The 22,485-nt window shown below is 63.2% G+C and carries 22 protein-coding genes, 1 tRNA gene and 1 riboswitch; of the genes, 11 read left to right on the top strand and 12 right to left on the bottom strand.

What is annotated here, in order from left to right; genetic code table 11:
* Positions 1-15: 15 nt before the first annotated feature.
* Positions 16-1,896, bottom strand: coding sequence for an oligoendopeptidase F (pepF, locus tag FHS84_RS20500; protein ID WP_166937413.1), 1,881 nt, complete (start codon positions 1,894-1,896; stop codon positions 16-18).
* Positions 1,897-2,005: 109 nt separating this feature from the next.
* Here pepF and FHS84_RS20495 point away from each other — a divergent pair, with 109 nt between their 5' ends.
* Positions 2,006-2,509, top strand: a complete 504-nt coding sequence (locus tag FHS84_RS20495; protein ID WP_166937412.1) for a thioredoxin family protein — start codon at positions 2,006-2,008, stop codon at positions 2,507-2,509.
* 52 nt (positions 2,510-2,561) lie between these two features.
* On the opposite strand, the gene FHS84_RS20490 is transcribed toward FHS84_RS20495, so the two are convergent.
* From FHS84_RS20490 to FHS84_RS20480, 3 genes are all read right to left on the bottom strand, one after another.
* Positions 2,562-3,320: an MBL fold metallo-hydrolase gene (locus FHS84_RS20490; protein WP_166937411.1), complete on the bottom strand. Its 759-nt coding sequence runs from the start codon at positions 3,318-3,320 to the stop codon at positions 2,562-2,564.
* Between the two features lie 74 nt (positions 3,321-3,394).
* On the bottom strand, positions 3,395-4,309 hold the full coding sequence (locus FHS84_RS20485; protein WP_166937410.1) for a VOC family protein: 915 nt from the start codon (positions 4,307-4,309) through the stop codon (positions 3,395-3,397).
* Positions 4,306-5,196, bottom strand: coding sequence for a TolB family protein (locus tag FHS84_RS20480; RefSeq protein ID WP_166937409.1), 891 nt, complete (start codon positions 5,194-5,196; stop codon positions 4,306-4,308). Before FHS84_RS20480 ends, FHS84_RS20485 begins: the two co-directional genes overlap by 4 nt.
* Before the next feature lie 151 nt (positions 5,197-5,347).
* A riboswitch (cobalamin riboswitch) is annotated at positions 5,348-5,547 on the top strand.
* 61 nt (positions 5,548-5,608) lie between these two features.
* On the opposite strand from FHS84_RS20480, the gene FHS84_RS20475 reads away from it, so the two are divergent.
* From FHS84_RS20475 to FHS84_RS20465, 3 genes are read left to right on the top strand one after another with little or no spacing between them, the layout of a single operon-like run.
* Positions 5,609-7,618, top strand: a complete 2,010-nt coding sequence (locus FHS84_RS20475; RefSeq protein WP_166937498.1) for a ribonucleoside triphosphate reductase — start codon at positions 5,609-5,611, stop codon at positions 7,616-7,618.
* Positions 7,619-7,626: 8 nt separating this feature from the next.
* Positions 7,627-7,803 carry an anaerobic ribonucleoside-triphosphate reductase gene (gene nrdD / locus FHS84_RS22110; RefSeq protein ID WP_166937408.1) on the top strand — a complete coding sequence of 59 codons (177 nt, stop codon included), beginning with the start codon at positions 7,627-7,629 and terminating at the stop codon, positions 7,801-7,803.
* Positions 7,793-8,467 (top strand): anaerobic ribonucleoside-triphosphate reductase activating protein, encoded by a 675-nt coding sequence (locus FHS84_RS20465; RefSeq protein WP_166937407.1) that lies wholly within the window; start codon positions 7,793-7,795, stop codon positions 8,465-8,467. Before nrdD ends, FHS84_RS20465 begins: the two co-directional genes overlap by 11 nt.
* On the opposite strand, the gene FHS84_RS20460 is transcribed toward FHS84_RS20465, so the two are convergent.
* Complete coding sequence (locus tag FHS84_RS20460; protein ID WP_166937406.1) at positions 8,454-9,617, bottom strand: MFS transporter; 1,164 nt, start codon at positions 9,615-9,617, stop codon at positions 8,454-8,456. The genes FHS84_RS20465 and FHS84_RS20460 overlap by 14 nt on opposite strands.
* A 176-nt stretch (positions 9,618-9,793) precedes the next feature.
* Between FHS84_RS20460 and FHS84_RS20455 the strand changes: the two genes are divergently transcribed.
* The 6 genes from FHS84_RS20455 (at position 9,794) to FHS84_RS20430 (ending at position 15,290) form a co-directional block, all read left to right on the top strand.
* Positions 9,794-10,993 (top strand): TIGR03862 family flavoprotein, encoded by a 1,200-nt coding sequence (locus tag FHS84_RS20455; RefSeq protein WP_166937405.1) that lies wholly within the window; start codon positions 9,794-9,796, stop codon positions 10,991-10,993.
* Between the two features lie 46 nt (positions 10,994-11,039).
* Positions 11,040-11,127, top strand: a tRNA-Leu gene (locus FHS84_RS20450).
* Between the two features lie 395 nt (positions 11,128-11,522).
* Positions 11,523-12,263: a class I SAM-dependent methyltransferase gene (locus FHS84_RS20445; RefSeq protein ID WP_166937404.1), complete on the top strand. Its 741-nt coding sequence runs from the start codon at positions 11,523-11,525 to the stop codon at positions 12,261-12,263.
* 215 nt (positions 12,264-12,478) lie between these two features.
* On the top strand, positions 12,479-13,093 hold the full coding sequence (gene rpsD / locus FHS84_RS20440; protein WP_166937403.1) for a 30S ribosomal protein S4: 615 nt from the start codon (positions 12,479-12,481) through the stop codon (positions 13,091-13,093).
* A 330-nt stretch (positions 13,094-13,423) separates the two neighbouring features.
* Positions 13,424-14,059 (top strand): glutathione S-transferase family protein, encoded by a 636-nt coding sequence (locus tag FHS84_RS20435; protein ID WP_166937402.1) that lies wholly within the window; start codon positions 13,424-13,426, stop codon positions 14,057-14,059.
* Between the two features lie 28 nt (positions 14,060-14,087).
* A complete protein-coding gene (locus FHS84_RS20430; protein ID WP_166937401.1) occupies positions 14,088-15,290 on the top strand; it encodes a nitroreductase family protein in 1,203 nt (400 codons plus the stop codon).
* Here FHS84_RS20430 and FHS84_RS20425 read toward each other — a convergent pair whose 3' ends face one another.
* Positions 15,291-17,330 (bottom strand): M13 family metallopeptidase, encoded by a 2,040-nt coding sequence (locus FHS84_RS20425; RefSeq protein ID WP_166937400.1) that lies wholly within the window; start codon positions 17,328-17,330, stop codon positions 15,291-15,293.
* A 172-nt stretch (positions 17,331-17,502) separates the two neighbouring features.
* On the opposite strand from FHS84_RS20425, the gene FHS84_RS20420 reads away from it, so the two are divergent.
* A complete protein-coding gene (locus FHS84_RS20420; protein ID WP_166937399.1) occupies positions 17,503-17,901 on the top strand; it encodes a bacteriohemerythrin in 399 nt (132 codons plus the stop codon).
* 6 nt (positions 17,902-17,907) lie between these two features.
* Here FHS84_RS20420 and grxD read toward each other — a convergent pair whose 3' ends face one another.
* From grxD to purL, 6 genes are all read right to left on the bottom strand, one after another.
* A complete protein-coding gene (gene grxD / locus FHS84_RS20415; RefSeq protein WP_166937398.1) occupies positions 17,908-18,240 on the bottom strand; it encodes a Grx4 family monothiol glutaredoxin in 333 nt (110 codons plus the stop codon).
* A gap of 50 nt (positions 18,241-18,290) precedes the next feature.
* Positions 18,291-18,569: a hypothetical protein gene (locus FHS84_RS20410; RefSeq protein ID WP_166937397.1), complete on the bottom strand. Its 279-nt coding sequence runs from the start codon at positions 18,567-18,569 to the stop codon at positions 18,291-18,293.
* 2 nt (positions 18,570-18,571) lie between these two features.
* A complete protein-coding gene (locus FHS84_RS20405; RefSeq protein ID WP_166937396.1) occupies positions 18,572-18,805 on the bottom strand; it encodes a BolA/IbaG family iron-sulfur metabolism protein in 234 nt (77 codons plus the stop codon).
* 64 nt (positions 18,806-18,869) lie between these two features.
* Complete coding sequence (locus tag FHS84_RS20400; protein ID WP_166937395.1) at positions 18,870-19,088, bottom strand: hypothetical protein; 219 nt, start codon at positions 19,086-19,088, stop codon at positions 18,870-18,872.
* Positions 19,089-19,184: 96 nt separating this feature from the next.
* Positions 19,185-19,991 (bottom strand): autoinducer binding domain-containing protein, encoded by an 807-nt coding sequence (locus tag FHS84_RS20395; RefSeq protein ID WP_166937394.1) that lies wholly within the window; start codon positions 19,989-19,991, stop codon positions 19,185-19,187.
* A gap of 102 nt (positions 19,992-20,093) precedes the next feature.
* Complete coding sequence (gene purL / locus FHS84_RS20390) at positions 20,094-22,304, bottom strand: phosphoribosylformylglycinamidine synthase subunit PurL (protein WP_166937393.1); 2,211 nt, start codon at positions 22,302-22,304, stop codon at positions 20,094-20,096.
* Positions 22,305-22,485 lie beyond the last annotated feature (181 nt).

Genomic DNA, 22,485 nt, shown 5'->3' with positions numbered 1-22,485 from the left:
GTCCCGACCCGAAGCTTATTTCTGCAGCTTCTCGATCTGGTCCATGATGTTGTTCATGCGGGCGATCAGCGCCTTGTACGGCGCCGGGGTCGCCATATCGAGACCGGCCTTCTTGTAGAGCTCGTAGGGATAGTCCGAGCCGCCGGCCTTCAGCATGGTGATGAGGCGTTCGCGGGTCTTGGCGTCGCCCGCTTCGATGCCCTTCGTGAACACCGCCGCGCCGACCATCGAGGTCGCGTACTGATAGACGTAGAAGCCGTAATAGAAGTGCGGGATGAAGGCCCATTCGATGCAGTACTGCGGATCGATCTTGGTCACGCCCTTGTCGTCGCCGTAGTACTTCTTGAGCAGGCCGCAATAGATCTCGCTCATCTTGGCGCCGGAGAGCGCGTTGCCCTTCTCCACTTCCTCATGCAAGGCGAGCTGGAATTCGCCGAACATGGTCTGGCGGAAGAACGTGGTGCGGATCAGCTCCAGCTCCTGGCCGAGATAATAGAGCTTCTCGGCCTTGGTCTTGGCGTTCTTCACCATGTAGTCGGCGAGCAGGAACTCGTTGGAGATCGAGGCCGTCTCGGCGGTGAAGGTCGAGTAGTTGGAGGTTTCGTAGGGCTGTGTCTCTTCGGTCAGCAGCGTATGCACCGCATGGCCCCACTCGTGCACCAGCGTCGACAGCGACTGGTAATCGTCGTTGTGGGTGAGCAGCAGATAGGGGTGCACGTCGTAGGCCGAGCCGTTCATGTAGGCGCCCGAGGCCTTGCCTTTGCGCGGCAGCACGTCCATCCAGCGCCCGGCGAAGCCCTTCTTGAGCAGGCCGGTGTATTCGGGGCCGTACGCCTGGGTCACTTCGAGGCCGATCTTCTCGGAGTCCTCGACCGTGAATTTCAGCGGCGTGTCGAGTTTGAACATCGACGGATACATGTCGTAATAGGCGAGATCGCCGTTGATGCCGAGCAGCTTCTTGCGCAGCTTCAGATAGCGATGGAAGGTCGGCAGGCCGGCATTGGCCTGGGCGACGAGCTGGCGATAGACCGCTTCCGGCATGTTGTCGGAGAACAGCGCATCGGCGAGCGCGTTCGGGGTGCCGTCGGGGCGCACGAACTTGCGTTCCTTGGCATCGAATTCTTCGGCCAGCACCTGGGTGTTCAGCGTGGCGCCGAAGGTGCCTTCATAGCTTTTCCAGGTTTTCCAGAACGCATCGAACACCGCCTTGCGGTCGGCGCGGTTTTCCGACTGGCGGTACTTGGAGTACTGCGCCTGATCGAGCTGCTCGACTTTGGTGCCGTCGCTCAAGGTCACGGCCGGGAACGGCAGTTCGCCGTTGGAAAGCTGGCTGTAGATGCTGTTGGGCTGGGCCAGCACGTTGCCGGCGGCGGCCATCACATGTTCGGCTTCGGCGCCGAGCACGTGCGGCGCGTTCCGGAGGATGTTGTCGAGCCAGAAGCCGAAACGCTTCTTCAGTTCGGGCTTCTCGGCTTCGAACGCCTTCACTTTTTCGGCGCCGACCGACAGGATTTCCGGCGTCAGCCAGGCGGTCTTTTCGCCGAACGACGAGCCCAGCGCCTGGGCCAGTTGCAGGCGTTCCTGGTTCTTGGAAATGTTCACGTCCTCGTCGGCCTTGAGGGCGGCGTAGACCGCGAGGCGGTCGAGTTCGCGACGGGCGTTGCTGGCGGCGTCGAGCGCGGCGAACAGATCGGCGGCGCTTTTGCCGAGCGTGCCCTTATAGGCGGGAAGCTTGGCGATATTGGCGGCGGCCTTGTCCTTGGCGGCCGTCCAGGCATCGGGGCTGGGATAAAGCTCGGTCAGATCCCACATATATTTGTCGGGTACGTCGGCGGCGGACGCAGGTACCAGCGCGGTGGAAAGGACCAGCGCGGCGGCTAGGGCAAATCGTTTCATGGAGGCTCCCCTCGATAGAGTTGCCGCGTTTTTACGCTATGCTGCGCCGCAAGGCATTCACATTTTCGTTGCCGTGCCCCGCACGGCGACCATCAGAGGACGGTTAACGATGAAAGGCTTGGTCATTGGTCTCGCGGCGGTGTTGCTGGCCGGGTCGGCGCTGGCCGCGCCGGCGCCCAAGCTGGCGGTGACCGAGATGAGCGCCCTGCCGGTGGTGGAGCGCAAGCCCTACGACGAAGCCGCCAACGCGCCGGCGGCGGTCGATGCCGCCTTCGCGCGCGCCAAGAAGAGCCACAAGCGGGTGCTGATCGATCTCGGCGGCAACTGGTGCGGCGACTGCATCGTGCTCGCCAACATCATGGCGCTGCCCGAGATGAAGCCGTTCATCGCCAAGTATTTCGAGGTGGTGACGGTCGATGTCGGCCGCTTCGACAAGAACCTTTCCGTACCGGCACGTTTCGGCATCACCAAGCGGCTCGAAGGCGTGCCCTCGGTGATCATCGCCGAGCCCGACGGCAAGTTCGTCAATCCGGGCAATGTCTCGGCGCTCGCCGACGCCCGTCACATGACGCCGCAAGCCGTCGCCGATTGGCTGGCGCAGTGGGCGAAATAGGAGTGCAGCCAGGAAAAGTGTGAAGCGGTTTTCCGTCCGGCTGCCGGACGCTCTAGAGCGTGACCACTTCGCGCCGTCCCGGCGTGAGGCGGCGGAAGCGGGCCTCGAGGCCGAGCAGTTTCAGCGAGGTTTCGAGTTCGCTCTGAGTCTCGGTGAAATGCCGCCAGCCGTCATTGTGGATGGCGACGATGGTGGCTTCGGCAAAGGCGTGCGCCGCTTCGATGACGTCGTTCGAATCCATCGTCACATGCACGTTGGCGCGCGGTTTGGCTTCGCCGGTGAAAAGCACCGCCAGCCGCGGCCGAAAGCGCCGGGCGATCTCGGTGGTCTGTTCGTACCAGACCGTGTCGCCGGAAACGTAGATCAGGCCGGGTTCGTCGGGACGGCCGATGAGAAAGCCGGTCACGTCGCCCGAGATCGGTTCGATGCCGCGCGGACCGTGGCGGGCCGGAACTGCGGTGATCACGAGATCGCCGAGGGGCATGGTCTGCCAGGGCGCCAGACCCATCGCGCCATTGCCGAGCCGCTCGGCGCCCACCGGCGTTGTGATCACGGTTTTTGTTGCAGCAAACTCCCGGCCGGAGCGGTCGAAATTGTCCCAATGCTGATCGTGGCTGAGCAGCACCGCATCGATGCGCCCGATTTCGCTGGGTTGCAGCGCCGGGCCGCGCAGTTTTTCGAGCACGATATCCTTGGCTTGATAAGTGCCGGGCGGATCGAAGGTCGGATCGGTCAAAAGCCGCAAGCCGTCCACTTCGATCAGAAGGGTGGGGCCGCCGATCAAGGTCAGCGCAACGTCAGGTTTGGCCATCGTGTCCTCCAACCGCTTTGAGATAGGCACGACTGGAGATTTTGCTCATGCACGGCGCGCAAGGCCGCTGCGCGTCAATTTTCCGGATCGGGCGCCGTGAACGGCGTGCAGCACGGCTTGATGACGGCATGGAATTCCATGAATTCGGCGCGGGTGCCGTCGGGGTCGTACATGTTGAATTGCCACTTGCCGTCGGCGCCGATCTTGGGCCCGTCGGATTTTTCCGAAATGCGTTCGCCACCCGCAAGCAGCGTTACGGTCTTTTCCATGTTGCCGACGCCGAGCGCGAAATGATTGAGCACGCCCGCGGTCGCTTGCGGCATGTCGGCGGGAATGCCGGTCTTCTCCTTGCCTTCGACCAGCATGTATTCCATCCAGTCGCGCCCGTCGGGCACCTGCTGCGAGATCCAGGTGTTGTGGCCGGGATGCATGCCGCCCGCCCAATACCCGCGGAAGCCCAACAGGCCGCGATAGAACTTATCCATCAGCGCTTGATCGTGGGTGATCATGCCGACATGGATGATGTGGCCGGACAGCGGATTGACCGGCACGTCCGGCAGCGTCTTGGGCTGCTCGATGAACTGCACCGTGTTGTTTTCGGGATCGGCGACCTCGAACCATTTCGAGCCGTCTTTGCCGGTCGTCAGTTTGCTCGGCACTTTGATGCGATTGGCCTTGAGATAGGCGCGCATTGCTTCGGCATCGGCGGTGATATAGGCGGCATGGGCCATGCGCAGTTTTTCCGGCGTGCCCGCGGGCAGCGGCAGCACTTCGACGAACTGGCGCGGATTGAAGTAGTAGCGCACACCCGCCGGATTTTCCGGATCGGCGCCTTTCACCGCGCCGAGCTTCGCCGTGTAGAACGCATCCGACTTCGCCATGTCGGCGGAATAGACGGCGAGGTGCGAAACGGCGGTGATCGCCGGTCGGGTCGGGGCGGCCGTCGCCGCAGCAGTGAAGGCCAACGCAAGGGTGAGCGTGAGTTTCATGGCTGTTTTTCCATTTCGTAGCTGACGAAGGAAATGCGTTTGGAATCCGCCGACCAGCACGGCGAATCGAACGTGCCTTGGCCGCCGGTGAGATGGGTCAGCACGCGCGTGCGGCCGTCGTCCAGCGCGATCAGGCGCAGTGTTACATCCTTATCCATCGGATGGCCGCTGGTCGCTTCGCCTTTGGCATAGCTGAGAACGGCCATCCATTTGCCGTCCGGCGAAAGGTGCGGATACCAGTTGTCGAAACCGTCGTTGGTGATCTGCTTCGCGTCCGAGCCATCGGTGCGCATCCGCCAGATTTGCATCGCGCCTGTGCGGTTCGAATTGAAATAGATGAACCGGCCGTCGGCCGAATACTCGCCGCCGTCGTTAAGGCCTTCGCGGGTGAGTCGCTGCGGCGCGCCGCCCGCGACCGGCACCGTATAAATGTCTTCGTGGTTGCCGAGGATCGATGTGAAAACAATGTTCGCGCCGTCTGGCGACCAGCCATGAAAGAACGAGATCGGTTGCCGGGTGATTCGCTGCGCTGTGCCCCCGTTCGCTGGAATGACATGCACATCGGGGCCGTGCTCGCCCGCTGCCGGGCAGGAGAGGGCGAACCATTTTCCGTCCGGCGAGAAACCGTGTTCGCCCCAGCAGCCCTTGAGTCCGCCGGTGTCGAACGGCGTTCGCGCAGTTCCGCTCATCGGCACGCGAAAGAATCGGCCGTCCTGGTTGATGACGAAGCCGTCCTGATTCGGGGTCCAGTTCGGCGCTTCGAAGATTCCGGAGGCGGTTGCAACCGCGGTCGGCGCGCCACCCTCGATGGCAATCACGTTCAGCGTCGAAACGGTTCCGGCGGCCGCAGGTGCCGCCATCAGGCACGCAAGCAACAGACTGCGCATCGTTTTCCTCGCCTTCGGGCAAGACTGCGCGGCGCCGACACTGCCTGTCAATTGCATCAATGGTCGAGGACACCCGCCTTATGAGGTGCGGTTCGCGGCTCTTGTTGTCACAGCAGCGCTTGCTTGCTTGACGGAGCCGTAACGCAAAAATTACCCTATCTGGCGTTACGGTTCCTCAGACAACACGACATCTGGGGCCAAGAGGGAAACCGGGACTCAACCGGTGCTGCCCCCGCAACTGTAAGCGGCGAGTCGCTGCCAAGGCGTGTCACTGGCGCCTTTTTGTGCCGGGAAGACCGGTAGCGACGACGACCCGTGAGCCAGGAGACCTGCCGTAACACGAAACGCACCGGGCGGGGTGTCCGGAAGGCGGGCGATGTCCCGTCTCCGCTCCGTCCAGAAAGAGGATTTGATGCAGGACGCGGGCGTTCATACGCCGGAATTCGTGGTCAAGCGCAGCGGCGATCTGGTGGCGTTCGAGCCCGACAAGATTCGCTCGGCGATCGAGCGCGCCGGCAAGGCGTCGGGCGAATTCGAACCCGCCGAAGCCCAGCTTCTGATGATTCAGGCGGTCAAGGTCCTGAGCCACAAGGTTCGGGGCGCCCAGCCGCAGGTCGAAGAAATCCAAGACGTGGTCGAACAGGTGCTGATCAGCGCCAACCACTTCAAGACCGCGCGCGCCTATATCGTCTATCGCGAGCAGCATGCCCGCTTGCGCCGGGATCAGGACATCACCGTCGGCGTGGTGTCGTCGATCAACGAATATCTCGACCGCAAGGATTGGCGCGTCAACGCCAACGCCAATCAGGGCTATTCGCTCGGCGGCTTGATTCTCAACACCTCGGGCAAGGTGACGGCGAATTATTGGCTCAGCCATGTCTATGCGCCCGAGATCGGCCGCGCCCATCGCGAAGGCGACGTCCATATCCACGATCTCGACATGTTGGCGGGTTATTGCGCCGGCTGGTCGCTGCGCACTCTGTTGAACGAAGGCTTCAACGGCGTGCCCGGCAAGGTCGAAGCCGGTCCGCCCAAGCATTTGTCCAGCGCCATCGGCCAGATCGTCAATTTCCTCGGCACCTTGCAGAACGAATGGGCGGGCGCGCAGGCGTTTTCCTCGTTCGACACCTACATGGCGCCGTTCGTGCGCATCGACAATCTCTCCTATGAAGAGTTGCGCCAGGGCATTCAGGAACTCGTCTACAATCTCAACGTCCCGTCGCGTTGGGGCACCCAGACGCCGTTCACCAATCTCACCTTCGATTGGACCTGTCCCGACGATCTCAGGGAGCAGGTGCCGCTGATCGGCGGCGAAGAAGCCCCGTTCACCTACGGCGATCTTCAGGCCGAGATGGACATGATCAACCGCGCTTACATTGACGTGATGACCACGGGCGATGCCAAGGGCCGGGTGTTCACCTTCCCGATCCCGACCTACAACATCACCAAGGATTTTCCCTGGGAGAGCGAGAACGCCGACCGTCTGTTCGAAATGACGGCGAAATACGGCCTTCCCTATTTCCAGAATTTCCTCAATTCCGAACTGACGCCCAACATGGTGCGCTCGATGTGCTGCCGCTTGCAGCTCGATCTGCGCGAACTGTTGAAGCGCGGCAACGGCCTGTTCGGGTCCGCCGAGCAGACCGGGTCCGTCGGCGTCGTCACCATCAATTGCGCCCGTCTCGGTTATCTCTATCGCGGCAATCGCGAGGCGCTGCTGGCCCGGCTCGACGAGTTGATGGATCTCGCCCGCGACAGTCTCGAAACCAAGCGCAAGGTGGTGCAGCGCTATATCGATTCCGGTCTTTATCCCTACACCAAGCGCTATCTCGGCACGCTGCGCAATCATTTCTCGACGCTCGGCGTCAACGGCATCAACGAGATGATCCGCAACTTCACCGCCGATGCGGAGAACATCACCACCGACGCGGGCTACAAATTCGCGATCGAATTCCTCGATCACATCCGCGAACGCATCACCCATTTCCAGGAAGAGACCGGCCACCTCTTCAATCTCGAAGCGACGCCCGCCGAAGGCACCACCTATCGCTTCGCGCGCGAAGACCGCAAACGCTATCCCGGCATCATCCAGGCGGGCACGCCCGACAAGCCGTACTACACCAACTCCAGCCAGCTTCCGGTCGGCTTCACCGACGATCCGTTCGAAGCCTTGGCGCGTCAGGACGAACTGCAGCGCAAATACACCGGCGGTACCGTGCTGCATCTTTATATGGGCGAGCGGGTGTCGTCGGCCGAGGCGTGCAAGAAGCTGGTGCGCCGGGCGCTGTCGAATTTCCGGCTGCCCTACATCACGGTAACCCCGACCTTCTCGATCTGCCCCAAGCACGGCTACATCGAAGGCGAACACGAATTCTGCCCCAAATGCGATGCGGAACTGATCGCGTCGAAGCGGCAGGTATAGAGGACGATATGGATCGCGCAGAAAGCATCGAAACCGTCGCGCTGAAGGACGAAGAACGCCAGCGCTGCGAAGTGTGGACGCGGGTGATGGGCTATCACCGCCCGGTGTCGTCGTTCAATGTCGGCAAGCAGGGCGAATTTGCGGAGCGCGTCTGTTTCCGCGAACCGAAGGGCGATGTCGGCTGAGCTTCGCATCGGCGGCCTGACGCGCCTGTCCAGTTGCGACTGGCCGGGCGAACTGGTTGCGACCGTGTTCTGCCAAGGCTGTTCCTGGCGCTGTCCTTATTGCCATAACACCGATCTGCAACCCGCCACAGCGGGCGCCATCGCCTGGACCGAGGTACGCGCGTTCTTGAAGGCGCGCATCGGTCTGCTCGACGGCGTGGTGTTCTCCGGTGGCGAACCATTGCTGCAATCCGCACTCTCCGACGCCATCGCCGAAACACGGGCGCTCGGATTCAAGATCGGTCTGCATACCGGCGGCGCGGTGCCGTCGCGTTTCGCCGAACTCCTTGCCGTTTGCGATTGGATCGGCTTCGACGTCAAAGCGCCGTTCGATGAGTATCCGGCGATCACCGGTTCGCCGTCGAGCGGTGCCGATGCCCGCGAAGCGCTGCAAAGCTTGATCGCTCGCGGCACGCCGTACGAAATCCGCACCACCGTGCATCCGCGTTTGATCGCTGGCGAGATGCTGCTCCGGCTGGGGCAGGACCTCGTTGCGCTCGGTGTCTCGCAATGGGTACTGCAGCCGTTCCGCAGCTTTCCCGGCGCAACCCTTCACCCCGAAAATTACGATCCGGCGGTCACCGTCGCGCTGCAAAGCCTGCCGCTGGCGATCACGTGGCGGTAGCCGGTTGCGCGCCGTCCCGTTGCGCGTAGTGCCGGCGCAGCAAGGTGATCTGCCACGCCGTCCCGGCCAGGCCCAGTAGCAGCACCGCCCACAGCGGAACGTGGAACCACGCCAGAAGCGCGGCGGTCAAAAGACTGGTGGCGCCGCCCGCATCCCATCCCGCTTCGGTCGCGATATGGAAGCGCAGCGAACACGGTGCCGCTTTCGCCAGCGTATAAACGACGGCCATCAGCGTCGGAATGTAGAGGCAGTTGCCGATGGCGCTCAACGCATTGACGGTCACGGCCAGCGCCGGATGCAGGGTTGCCATCGCGCGCAGCACCACTATCAAAGACAGGATGCCATAAGCAATGGTGACGGCGCGCTTGCCGTTGCCGTCGTCGATATGTCGGCCCAGCACCATGCCGGCCGCGGCGCCGACCACCGCCGCAATCGCCAGTGCGCCGCCGAACGTCAAAAAATTCTGGTTCAGCGCCAGGAACAGCGCGACCTGCCACACGAACAGATAGATGCCGCCGATGAAGCCGTCGCCGACGAACAACAGGATGCCCGGCAGCGCGTCACGGTAGGCGTGCGGCACGGTCGGCACGATCGGCACATGCGGGGTGTAGAGCAGCGGCAATGCCGAACCGGCCACCGCCAGCGCGCTGACGCCGAATGCGACCTGCGGTCCGAACGTCACCAACAGGATGCCGGTGAGAAGCGGACTGACGACCCCGATCATGGCGGCAATCGCTTCGCGCACGCCGATCTGCTGGCCGCGCGCGTCGTCGTCGCCGAGCCGCGCGAAATAGGCGTGATAGCAAGGCCAATAAAGCGTGTCGGCAATGGCACCGATGGCGATCATCGCATAAAGCGGCAGGCCCGGACCGTGGATGAAGCCGAGGAAGGGAAACTGGCAGGCGTTGAGGAGCGTGCCGAGAATGATGAGACGGCGCATGCCGTAGCGCACCGCAAGGCCGAGAATGGCGGGGCGGATCAGAAAGCGCCCGATCAGAATCGCCGCAAACGATGCGAACACGCCCGGAATCGGCACGTCTGCTTTGACCAGATAGGCCGCGAAAAACGCGCCGCCGCCCGTCATCGCAATCGAATGGATCGCGTAATGCAGGTTCAACAGATTGATGGTGCGATTGCCGAAATACGCCATGGACGAACGCCTTTCCTGCCGCCGGACTAGCAAGCAGGCGATGCCATGAATAGGACAGGAGTGCTCCGAGCGGCATTTCAACGCAGAGTTGCTGCCGACATCATGCCGGGCCGCGCGGGTTGTCTTGGAGGCGGCTTGCCGTCATACCCACGCCGTCGTTTCGCTTGGTTGTCACTGTGCCCCACATTGCCGTCATAGGCGGAGGTCCCGCCGGACTGCGTGCTGCCGAAGTCCTCGCCGAGGCGGGGCAGGCGGTGACGGTCTACGACCATAAGCCGAGCGTCGGGCGCAAATTTCTCCTGGCCGGACGCGGCGGGCTCAATCTCACCCATGGCGAGCCTGTCGCCGAATTCCTGAAAAAGTACGGCGCCGCCGAACCGTTGCTGGCGCGGGCTCTGGCGTTGTTCTCGCCCGACGACATGCGCGCGTGGTGCCACGATCTCGGCATCAAGACCTTCGTCGGCACCAGCGGCCGCATTTATCCCGAGTGCATGAAGACGACGCCCGTGCTGCGCGCCTGGTTGAAGAAACTCGACCGGCTCGGCGTCAAATTCATGCCGCGCCACCGTTGGACCGGATGGGATGGCGACGCGCTGACATTCGAAACGCCGGACGGGGCGACAACCGTAAAGCCCGACGCCACGCTGATCGCGCTCGGCGGCGCCTCGTGGCCGCATCTCGGCTCCGACGGCCATTGGACCGAGATTTTCCGGGCGCAGGACATTGCGCTGGCGCCGCTGCGTCCCGCCAATTGCGGCTTCACCGTTGCATGGTCCGACACGTTCCGCACTCGCCATGCCGGCGAGCCGTTGAAACCGGTGACGCTGACCTTCGCCGGCCGCAGTCAGCGCGGCGAGATCATGATCACCGACACGGGTGTCGAAGGCAGTCTGATCTATGCTTTCGGGGCCGCCTTGCGCGATGCCGTCGACGCCAACGGCAAAGCCGACATCGCGCTCGATCTGCGCCCCGACCGCACCGAGGACGAACTCCTCGAGCGCCTCGCCGCGCCGCGCGGCCGCCAGTCGCTGTCGAACCATTTGCGCAAGGCCGGAGGCCTGTCGCCGCTGGCCGCCTCGCTGTTGCGCGAAGGCGCCCGCGATCTTTCCTCCGATCCGGCGGTGCTGGCAGCCCGCATCAAGGCGATGCCGTTGACTTTGACCGCCACCGGCCCGATCGCTCGCGCCATTTCGACTGCCGGCGGCGTCCGTCTCGATGTCTTGACCGACGATCTGATGCTGAAGGCGAGGCCCGGCGTGTTCGTTGCCGGCGAGATGCTGGATTGGGAAGCCCCGACCGGCGGCTACCTGCTGCAGGGGTGTTTTGCCACCGCGACCCTGGCGGCCGAGGGCATCAAGGCCCGGCTCGGCCGCTGAAGGCTGGCTTGCCGCCGCCCGGTTCGGCTATATCTCTCGGCGCGCTGCGGGCGTGGCGAAATGGTAGACGCAACGGACTTAAAATCCGTAGGGCCGAGAGGCTCGTGCCGGTTCAAGTCCGGCCGCCCGCACCAGCCTACGCTCGCGAAGCGAGCGGAGGCTGCCGCGCCGAAGCCAGTTCGGCGAAGGCGGGCTGGTCGCCGCGAGCTACGGCTCGGCAAGCCAGTCACAATTACCAGCGAAGCCGGGCTTGCTTGGGATCGCGCGAGCTTCGTCTCGGCAAGCCTTCGCAGGCTTCCCCTTCGTTGACACCCCATCGGGCCGAGCGTAATTCTCGCGCATACCTCAGTGGAGTTTGGATGCTGGAGATTGTTGCAGGCCGCTGAACGTCCGCGCTTTTGCGGATGAATGCGACTGTAAGACCCGCGATCGGCAAGGCCGGTCGTGGACGGCTTCTTTTAAACTCGCGGCTAGATCACACCAAGATGCCGCCTCGCGCGAACCTTCGCGCCCACGTGAGTAATAACCCATGTCTATGGAACAGGCTTACGCCACCGTTTTCGCCGGCATGACCCGTCAGGGTCCCGGCAGTGAACGCTCCACCCGCAAGGCTTTATCCTTGCTGCCGCCGTTGCCCGACACCGGCACGGTGCTCGACCTCGGTTGCGGCACTGGCGCTTCAACCCTCGTCGTCGCCGATGTTCTCGACCGGCCGGTGCTGGCCTCCGACGTCAATCCTGCTTCGCTCGAAACCCTGCACCAGCGGGCGCGTACGGCGGGGCTGAAAAACCGCATCACCACGTCGATCGCGTCGGCTGACGCCACCGGCCAGCCGGACGACAGCGCCGCGTTGATCTGGTGCGAAGGCGCCATCTTCACCGTCGGCGTCGAAGCGGGACTGAAGCACTGGCACAGCCTCCTCAAACGCGGCGGCGTCGTCGCGTTCACCGAGATGTGTTGGTTCGGCACCGAGCGTCCGGCCGATGCGGCGGCGTTCCTCCTCGGCTGCTATCCGCCGATGACCGATGCCGCCAGTCTGTTGTCGCTTTGCTTCGCGTGCGGCTACCGGCTGGAAGCGATGTTCGCGTTGCCGGAAGCGGATTGGTGGGACGAATACCTCGCCCAAATCGTTCCGGCGATCGAACGGTATCGCGGCAATCCCGATCCCGACATCCAATCGGTGATTGCGATCTGCGATCAGGAACTCGACATCTGCCGCCGCTTCGGCGCGGCCTACGGCTACGTGTTCGTGATCCTGTCGAAGGTCTAATCTTGCCCTGGGCCGTTCCCGCCGGGAGCGGCCCATTCGGCCTTGAGCGCGGTCTGCACGCTTAAGGAGAAAAGTACAACTCGCCACATTCTTCCGGTTGAGTACGATTCAAAACCACACGGCAAAACAATGCCTTATCGGATATTGACTTGGGGTTTTCCGCGCCTATAGTGCGCCACCTTTCGAAAAGCCCTTTTGCAGAGAAGACCTGTCCGATGAGCAAGCGCGAATCCGCCAAATTCAAAATCGACCGCCGCATGGGCGAAAGCATTTGGGGCCGCCCGAAGAGCCCGGTCAACAAGCGCTCCTATGGCCCCGGCCAGCATGGCCAGCGCCGCGCCAAGAAGCTCTCGGACTACGGCACCCAGCTGCAGGCCAAGCAGAAGCTGAAGGGTTATTACGGCAACATCACCGAGCGGCAGTTCCGCCGCTATTACCAGGAAGCCTCGCGCCGTCCCGGCGACACCGGCGAGAACATGATCGGCTTGCTCGAGCGTCGTCTCGATGCGCTGGTCTATCGCGCCAAGTTTGCGCCGACCCCGTTCGCCGCCCGTCAGCTCGTCAGCCACGGCCATGTGAAGGTCAACGGCAAGCGCGTCACCATCGCTTCCTATCAGCTGCGTGAAGGCGACGAAGTCGAACTGGCGCCGAAGGCCCGCGAAATGGCGCTGGTGCTCGAAGCCTCGGCCAGCCCCGAGCGCGATACGCCGGACTACGTCGAAGTCGATCCCGCCAAGAAGGCGAAGTTCCTGCGCACCCCCAAGCTGGCCGACGTTCCGTACGCCGCCCAGATGGCGCCGCATCTGATCGTCGAATTCTATTCGCGCTGATCCTGACGGCAGTGGCAGTTTCGAAGGCCGGTTCCGAAAGGGGCCGGCCTTTTTGCTTATCTCCACTTGTCATCCCCGGCCGAGTGCTCCGAGCGTAGCGATGGAGACGAGGGGAAGGGGACCCAGGTGGTGACACGCAAAAAACCTCGAAGTAGAGGGGAGAAATTCCTGCGGCATCGCTGATGTGTCGATACCTGGGTCCCCGCCATGACGCTGTCGCTATGGCGCCCTCGCAGCGCTACGCTTGCTCGGCCGGGGATGACAGTGTTGTTTGTGTCGGCAGTTGTTCTGAGTCTGAAGTATCGTGGTACTGACGAAGGATTTTCTCGGATGACCTACATTCTCTACGGCGACAAAGGTTCGGGCGCGTTCTGCGTCGAGGCGGCGTTGGCCGAAGCCGGTGCGCCGATGGAATTCCGCGCTATCAGCCTCGAAGCCGACGAGCAGAAGTCCGAAAGCTTTCTTGCGCTCAATCCGTCGGGCAAGATTCCGGCCCTGCAATTGCCCGAAGGCGGTATCGTCACCGAGACGGCGGCGCTGCTCGTTCTGATCGCCGAGCGCCATCCCGAAGCGAACCTGCTGCCCGCCCCCGGCACGCCGGATCGCGGCCAGGCGCTACGCTGGATCGCCTTCATGGCGTCGGAGATCTATCCCATTGTCGAGATCGCCGATTATCCCGAACGCTTCTTCGCCGACCACAAGAGCGCGGCAATCCTCGGTCTTGCCGCCAAGCGGCGCATCCGCGCCCGGCTTCAGATCGTCGAAGAGGCCGTCAAAGGCCCGTGGTTCTTGGGCGAGACCTTCTCCGCGCTCGACATTTATGCCGTGATGTTCAGCCGTTGGCGCGAAGCGCGCGAGAACGGCTGGCGCGACGAGTATCTGCCGAAAATCTGCGCCATGGCCGAAGCGTTGAAGCAGCGCCCGGCTTTAACGGCCGTGTTCGAAAAATATTTTCCCAACGGCTAAGATCGTCTCCTCATCCGGGGAGGGGACCATGGTATCGCGACGGACGATGATCGCCGGTGGTGCGGGCGCAGCGGTTTTGGCGGCGCTCGGCTATCGCGCCTGGGATCGCGGCGTGTTCGCGTCCGGCCAAGGTCCCGCCTATGAGGCGTGGTCCGAGTGGCAAGGCCATCCGGGCGAAGGAGCGGCCCGTCCGCTGCACGCCGCAATCCTGGCGTCGAGCGCCCATAACACACAGCCGTGGCTGTTCGAGCCGCGGGGCGACGGGATCACCGTCTACGCCGATCTTTCCCGCAATCTCGGTGCAGCCGATCCGTTCCGGCGGGAGTTGCTTTTTAGTATCGGCTGCGCCCTCGACAGTCTTTTCCTCGCCGCCTTCACCCAAGGTTGGGCGGCCGCCGCTCAAGTGGCCGCCATCTCCACAGTCGAACCAGTGATCGTCAAAGTCGCTGAGATCGTGCCGCAGCCCGTGTCGACGGCCTATGGCGCTACGACCGGCGAACCGTTCGACACCTTGCGACGGCTGGCGCGGGTCATTCCGCTTCGTCACACCAACCGCGGTCCCTATCTGCCGGGCAAGCCTCTGCCGCCGATTTTCCCGCTGGCGCGGCGTCATGCCGATCCGCCTTTGCCGCTGATTGCCTCGGTGACCGACAAAGGCGCCTGCCGCGAACTTGGTGCGCTTATCGTCGAAGCGACGGAACGCTTCATTGCCGATCCCGAGATGAGCCGCGATAGCGGTCGGTGGAATCGCACCGGACGGCGGGACATCGAACACAACCGCGACGGCGTTACGGTCGATACCGCAGGGTTGTCGCCGTTTATGACGGGTGCGGCCAAGCTGCTGCCCGATCAGGATGTGGCGGCGGCCGACAAATATTGGCTGGCCTCGACGCGCGACATGCAAGTGCCGACCGCCGCCGCCTATGGCATTTACTTTCTTCATGACCGGCGAAACGCGATGGAGCTGGTCGACGCCGGACGACACTGGCAACGTCAGCATCTGATGATCACGGACGCGGGTCTGGCCGCCCAGCCGATGAACGCGCCCATCGAGATGATGGATCGCGCTCTGGTGCTCGGCCGCGCCGATCCCTATGCCAAGGAAGTGCGCAAGATCGCCCGTGTCGAACAGGGCGATCCTGCTTTCATATTCCGCGTCGGCTACGCCGAACGCCCGGCGCTGCCGTCGCCGCGGCGACGGTTCGACGATGTCATCCGGCGGCTGGCCTGATCACCACACCTGCACGCGGTCTTCCGGTTTCAGGAACAGCTTCTGGCCCGGCTTGACGGCGAAGGCTTTGTACCAGGCGTCGAGATTGCGCACCGTGTCGGCGCGATACTCGGCGGGGGCGTGGCCGTCGGTGAGGATCTGCTGGCGCAGCGCCGCTTCGCGCGTCTTGTCCCGCCAGCTTTGCGAATAGGCGAGGAAGAAGCGCTGGTCGCCGGAAAGCCCGTCCAGCACCGGCGCCGGTTTGCCGTGCAGCGACAGGATATAGGCGTCATAGGTCGCCGACAGGCCGGCGACATCGGCGATATTCTCGCCCAGCGTCTGCTTGCCGTTGACCGCGAGATCGGCGAACGGGCGATAGCCGTCGTATTGCTTCACCAACTTGGCCGCGGCGGCGCGGAAATGCGCGAGATCGGCGGGCGTCCACCAGTTGTTGAGCTTGCCTTGAGCGTCGAACTGGCTGCCCTGGTCGTCGAAGCTGTGGCTGATTTCGTGGCCGATGGTGGCGCCGATCGAACCGTAATTGAGCGCGTCGTCGGCCTTGGGATCGAAGAACGGCGGCTGCAGGATCGCGGCCGGGAAGTTCAGCGCATTGACCAGCGGCAGATTGACGGCGTTGACGGTCTGCGGGTCCATCGCCCATTCGCCGCGGTCGACCGGGCGATGCAGCTTGGCGAGGGCATAGCGGTATTCGAACTGTTCGGAACGCTGCAGATTGCCGAAGGCATCGCCGCGCACGATTTTCAGGCTCGAATAATCGCGCCATTTGTCGGGATAGCCGACGCCGACTTTCAGCGTCGCCAGCTTGGCCAGCGCCTTCTGTTTGGTCGCCGGACTCATCCAGGCGAGGCGATTGATGCGGGCGCGATAGGCGGCGATCAATTCCTTGACCATGCCTTCGATCTTGGCTTTGGCCGCCGGCGGGAAATAGCGCGCGACATAGAGCTTGCCGACCGGCTCGCCCAGGGCGCCGTTGGTGGCGCTGATGGCGCGCTTCCAGCGGTCGCGGATTTTCGGCGTGCCGTTGAGGACGGTGCCGTAGAAGGCGAAGCTTTCGTTGACGAACGCCTTGGGCAGCACGCCGGAATAATGTTCGATGAGCTGATAGGCGAGATACTCTTTCCACACGCCGACCGGCTGGTTCGATACCAGCGCCGCCGTGCCGGTCACCGCACCCGGCTGCCAGACGATGAAGTCGGCCTGATCGGAAAGGCCTGCGGCCGCGAAATAGGCGTTCCAGTCCATGCCCGGCGCGCGCTTGGCGAAGCTTCCGCGATTCCACGGATTGTTGGCCTTGAGCACGTCTTCACTGTCGGCGCGCGAGGTGTGGGCGCTCGCGATTTTGGTCTCCAGCGCCATGATGCGCGCCGCCTTGGCGTCGGCATCGGCGATCCCGGCGAGTTTCAGCACGGCGGCGATATGGGCCTGATACTTGGTGCGGATCGCCGCCATCTTGGGCGACTTCGACAGATAGTATTCGCGGTCAGGCATGCCGAGCCCGCCTTGCAGGATATACGGCACGTTACGGCCGGGCTGCTCGAACGCCTGATTGACCCAGATGCCGAAGATATGATCGGTGTAGAGATTGGTGGCATTGAGCGGATCGACATCGGCACGCAGCATCGCGCCGAGATAGGCCGACAGCGATTTGGTGTCCTTGATCGCGGCGATGCGGTCGAATTCGGGTTTGAGCGGCGTCAGGCCTTTGGCTTCGATGCCGGCTTCGTCCATGAAGCTCGCATAATAGTCGCCGACCTTCTGCGCATCGGAGCCGGGCTTGGGATTGGTTTTGGCCGCGGTCTGGATCAGATCGCGCACTTCGGCCGAAGTCTTTTCGAGCAGCTGATCGAACGTGCCGAAACTCGAGCGGTCGGCCGGGATCGCGGTTTTCTTGAGCCAGGCGCCGTTGCCGTAGGCGAAGAAGTCGTCGCCCGGCGCTACCGCTTTGTCGATGCCGGCAAGGTCGATTCCGGACGGGACGCTCGCCGCAACGGCCGCGACGGTGGCACAAACGGCAAGCGATACGGCGTAGATCCTGCGCATGGCGAACCCCTCTTTGGTTCCCTATCCATAGCGCAACAAGGCCCCGGCATGCACCGGGGGACAGGCACGGCACGTTCAAAATCGCTTGAAGCTCGTTCCGTCGCCAAGCGCGGCGGCGTCTTAAAGTCCTGGCAACGCTTGGCGGTTAGCTTGGCGCCCCAAGGGAAACGGCATGGCACTGCTGCTTTGGAATGACGGCTACAATCTGGGCATTGCTTCGATGGATGCTCAGCACCAGGAGATGGCGGGTCTCGTCAACACTCTGGCGTCTGCAGAGGGCGACGCCGCGATCCATCGCGCCCTTGATCGCCTGATGCTCTTTACCGAAAAGCATTTCGAGTACGAGCATGCGCTGTTCCGGCAAACCGGCTACCCCGCCGCGGACATCCACACCAAACGGCACGGCTTTCTGACCCTGATTCTGAAGCGCTTTGGCCAGACGGTCGCGAGCCATGGATCGACGGCGGCGGAACTCGCCTTCCTGCGCGGCTGGCTGCTGGACCATATCGGCAAGGACGATCGCGCCTTCGCGGACTATGTGCGCAGCCAGTATCCGGTTTTGTGTGGCTGACGGCCTTCAGGCGTCGACGGTGGCGACGCCCTTTTCGGCCAAGAGTTCCTTCAGCTCGCCGCTCGCATACATCTCGCGGACGATATCGCAGCCGCCGATGAACTCGCCCTTGACGTAAAGCTGAGGAATGGTCGGCCAGTTGGCGAATTCCTTGATGCCCTGCCGGAGATCGGCATCGGCGAGCACGTCGAACGCCTTGAACTTCACGCCCAGTCTGGTCAGCACATCGACGACCGCGGCGGAGAAGCCGCATTGGGGGAAGACCGGCGTGCCCTTCATGTAGACGACAACGTCGTTGGCGGCGATGGCTTCGGCGATCTGGTCGTGGACGTTCGGCATTTTGGAACCCTTCAAAAGTCCGACAGAGGTAAGGTCTGGACCGGCGAACGTCAAGCGGGTGGTCGTGAGCGGAACCGGCGCGGCAAAAGCGGCAGCAGGCGAGGAACAGCAAAGAATTGGCCTGTCCAAATACCGAGAAAAACAGCGCCGCCGACGATGATCCGTTCGCCTTTGTCGTCCGGCAACCCCACAATGATCGCCAGGATATGGAGCACCAGCCATGTCAACGCCGCTGAGCTGACGAGGAGAAACAGCCCAAAGCTGTGGCCGCGTCGCTGTTGGGCCTGCTTTGCCATTTCCAATGCGCTGGGATTGCGCCAGAAGCCCATACTCAGTCCTTCGCTACAGTTTGCAGCATCAGCGCGTGCAGGTCTCCGCCCATTTTGCCTTGGAGGGCGGCATAGACCATCTGGTGCTGCTGGACGCGCGATTTGCCTTGGAAGGCGGCGGAGGTAACCACAGCCTTGAAGTGGTCATTGTCGTTGGCAAGCGCTTCGATCGCCACCTCCGCATCGGGAAAGGCGGCTTTCAACAAGGCTTCGATTTCATGGGCTGGCATCGGCATGGGCGGAGATTAGGGCAAGCCGTCGCGCGAGAAAATCCCTCTCCCCATCGCGAGAGGTGCAGCCTCAGTTAAGGCCTGAGCGCCGCTTGCGCCCACCGGGCGGGGGCGCGTGATAGGCAAGCTCCATCAGGCTGTGCAGGAGAGGGCCGGCTTCCTGGATGCGCCCCAGACCGCAAAAGCCGATATGAAGCTGCAACAGGGTTTCCATCACCTCTTCGCGCAAGGTGACATTGGCGGCGCGGCTATTCTCTGCCGCGGTTGGTGTCGCCTTCCGTTTGGCCACGATCGATTTGCTCCGGGCTGAAGTGTGGGCCGCCCCCCAGCCCACGAACCCATTATCGCGACTTGTCCGCAAAAAGCGCCCCGCCGATCGGCAGGGTCAAACGCCGATCAGCCCGGCCGCCGCTGCATTGACAACCGCCTGGATGCGGGTCGCGACGCCGAATTTGCGTTTGGCGCATTCGATATACCAATGCGCCGTGCGCTCGCTGATTTTCAGGATTTCGCCGATTTCCCAATCCGATTTTCCCTGCGCCACCCATGTCAGGCATTCCCTTTCGCGGCGGGTCAGGGTGGGGGCTTCAGTGGTTTCGGTTTGCATCAGCGTCAACAGGCGGTTGTGAGTGTAGAGCGCCATGACATGCAGGGCCGCGCGCGAGGTCGGCGCCAGATCGAGTTGAGGACCGGCCAGAGTGGCGAACGCCATATAGCGGTTCGGTCCATAGATCGGCACGCACAGGCCTTGATTGAGGCCGAAACTGCCGGCTTCGTCGTAGATGCGCCGCTGGGGCTTTTCCCGCCGCGACCGCGCCAAGGCCTCGCTCCAAAGGAACGGCTCGACGCTGCTGGCAATGGCCCGCACGCACGGATCGATGGCGGCGTATTTCTGCTCGAAATAACGCTCCTTCCACCCCACTGGCATGGTGTCGTCGATCACCGTGCGCTGGAACGCCTCCGGATTGGGATTGACTTCGAGAAGCGCGAAACTGGTCACGCCGAGCGCGGTGATGGCGTCGGCAAAGGCGGCCCGGACGGCTTGCGGTTCGTCCAGCCGCTGCAACCGGTCGATGTATTCGAAGGCGGCCAGCCCCATCGCCGATGGAGCGGCATGGCGCGCGACAGCCGTTACCGTTCGGGTGATCCCGGCGGGCACTTTTGCCGGCGTCGAACTTTTTTTCCTGGCCACGACGGTGCCGCTCAACCGAATGCAGCCGCGATCCTATCAGCGAAAAGCGAAGGACCGCGATGCGACGCCGATGCTCAGGACCCCTCGTAAGGGGAGAGGAATTTACCCCTTCATGTATTCCGGCAGCCAGGCTTCGTGGGTCGCCTTCAGCGCCGTGACGGTCACGGGCGGCAGGCCGACGCCGGTAAGAACCGCTTCGCCCTTGTCGTTCTTGGCGCCGGTGAAGCCGATGTGACGCGCCCGCACGCCCGCCTTCTTGGCCTTGGCGAGGATCGCATCGGCCTCGGCGGCCGGAACCGCCATCAGATAACGCGCCTGATCTTCGCCGAAATAGAACGGGATGAACTTGTCGGCTTCGAACTGGCCCCGCAGCACCGCGCCGATGCCGCCGGCCATCGCCATTTCGGCGACCGCGACCAGCAATCCGCCGTCGGCGATGTCGTGCACCGTGTCGGTGCCCGCTTCGATCAGCCCACGGACGAAATCGCCGTTCTTCTTTTCCAGCTTGAGATCGACCGGCGGGGCGGCGCCTTCTTCGAGACCCTCGATTTCGCGCAGGTACACCGACTGGCCGAGATGGCCCTTGGTGTCGCCGATCAGCAGAATGGCATCGCCTTCGCGCTTGAACGCGACGGTCGCCATCTTGTGCACGTCCTTCAAGAGACCGACGCCGCCGATGGTCGGGGTCGGCAGGATGCCTTCGCCCTGGGTCTCGTTGTAGAGCGAGCAGTTGCCCGACACGATCGGGAATTCGAGCACGCGGCAGGCTTCGCCGAGGCCTTCGATGCCGGCGACGATCTCGCCCATCGCTTCGGGCTTTTCCGGATTGGAGAAGTTGAGGCAATCGGTGGTGGCGAGCGGCAGACCGCCGACCGCGGTGATGTTGCGCCAGGCTTCGGCGACGGCCTGTTTGGCGCCTTCGAACGGATTGGCTTTGCAATAGCGCGGCGTCACGTCGGTGCAGCAGGCCAGACCCTTATCGGTGCCGTGTACGCGTACCACCGCGGCGTCGCCGCCCGGCTGCTGCACGCTGTCGGCCATCACGGTGTAGTCGTACTGTTCCCACACCCAGCGCTTGGAGCAGAGGTCCGGCGTCGACAAGAGACGCAGCAGCGATTCCATCGCCGGCCGCGAGGCTTCGAACGATACCTTGCCGCTTGTCGGCTTGCGCTTGACGAACGGGCGCTCGTAGATCGGCGCGGCATCGCTAAGCGCGGTCACCGGCATGTCGGCGACGATCTCGCCTTTGTGGCGCACGACCATGCGATGGGTGTCGGTGGTATAGCCGATCACCGAGAAATCGAGTTCCCACTTCTTGAAGATGCGTTCGGCTTCGGCTTCGCGCCCCGGCTTCAGAACCGCCAGCATGCGCTCCTGGCTTTCCGACAGCATCATCTCGTAGGCGGTGAGATTGGTTTCGCGCTGCGGGACTTTGTCGAGATCGATCTCGATGCCCGAGCCGCCTTTGTCGGCCATTTCCGACGACGACGAGGTCAGACCCGCCGCGCCCATGTCCTGGATCGCGATGATGGCATCGGTCGCCATCAGTTCGAGGCAGGCTTCGAGCAGCAGCTTTTCGGTGAAGGGGTCGCCGACTTGCACCGTCGGACGCTTCTCCTCGGAGTCCTCATTGAACTCGGCCGAGGCCATGGTGGCGCCGTGAATGCCGTCGCGGCCCGTCTTGGAGCCGACATAGACCACCGGATTGCCCGCACCCTTGGCCGCCGAATAGAAAATCTTGTCGGCTTTGGCGAGGCCGACGCACATCGCGTTGACCAGGATGTTGCCGTTGTAGGATTTGTGGAAATTGGTTTCGCCGGCGACCGTGGGGATGCCCATGCAGTTGCCGTAGGAGCCGATGCCCGACACCACGCCCGCCACCAGATGGCGGGTCTTGGGATGGTTGGGCTCGCCGAAGCGCAACGAGTCGAGCGAGGCCACCGGGCGCGCGCCCATGGTGAAGACGTCGCGCATGATGCCGCCGACGCCGGTCGCTGCGCCCTGGAACGGCTCGATGAAGCTCGGATGGTTGTGGCTTTCCATCTTGAAGACGCAGACGTCGCCGTCGCCGACGTCGATGATGCCGGCGTTTTCGCCCGGACCCTGGATCACCCACGGCGCCGAGGTCGGCAGCTTCTTCAAATGAATGCGGGTGGACTTGTAGGAGCAGTGCTCGCTCCACATCACCGAGAAGATGCCGAGTTCGACGATGGTCGGCGCGCGGCCGAGCAGCTCGACGATGCGGGCGTATTCGGCGTCGTTAAGGCCGTGATCCTTGACGACTTCGGGCGTGACGGCAACGGGGGCGTTCATGGGCGGGCTCTTATTCAGGAGTTCAGGGAAATCCGGCACGCGGTGTCGCGGAGGCGCGGAGAAAATGGAAAAGATATGTCATTCCCGGCCGAGCAAGCGCAGCGCAGCGAGGGGAAGGGAACCCAGGTCGCGGCCTCGACTCTGTGTGGAAAGGGAAGCCGTGCCTCTTTTTCGATTTCGC

Source organism: Rhizomicrobium electricum (assembly GCF_011762045.1).
Classification (GTDB): Bacteria; Pseudomonadota; Alphaproteobacteria; order Micropepsales; family Micropepsaceae; genus Rhizomicrobium; species Rhizomicrobium electricum.
The sequence above is the reverse complement of the archived record's forward strand: the minus strand, read 5'-3'. Positions and strand labels throughout refer to the sequence as shown.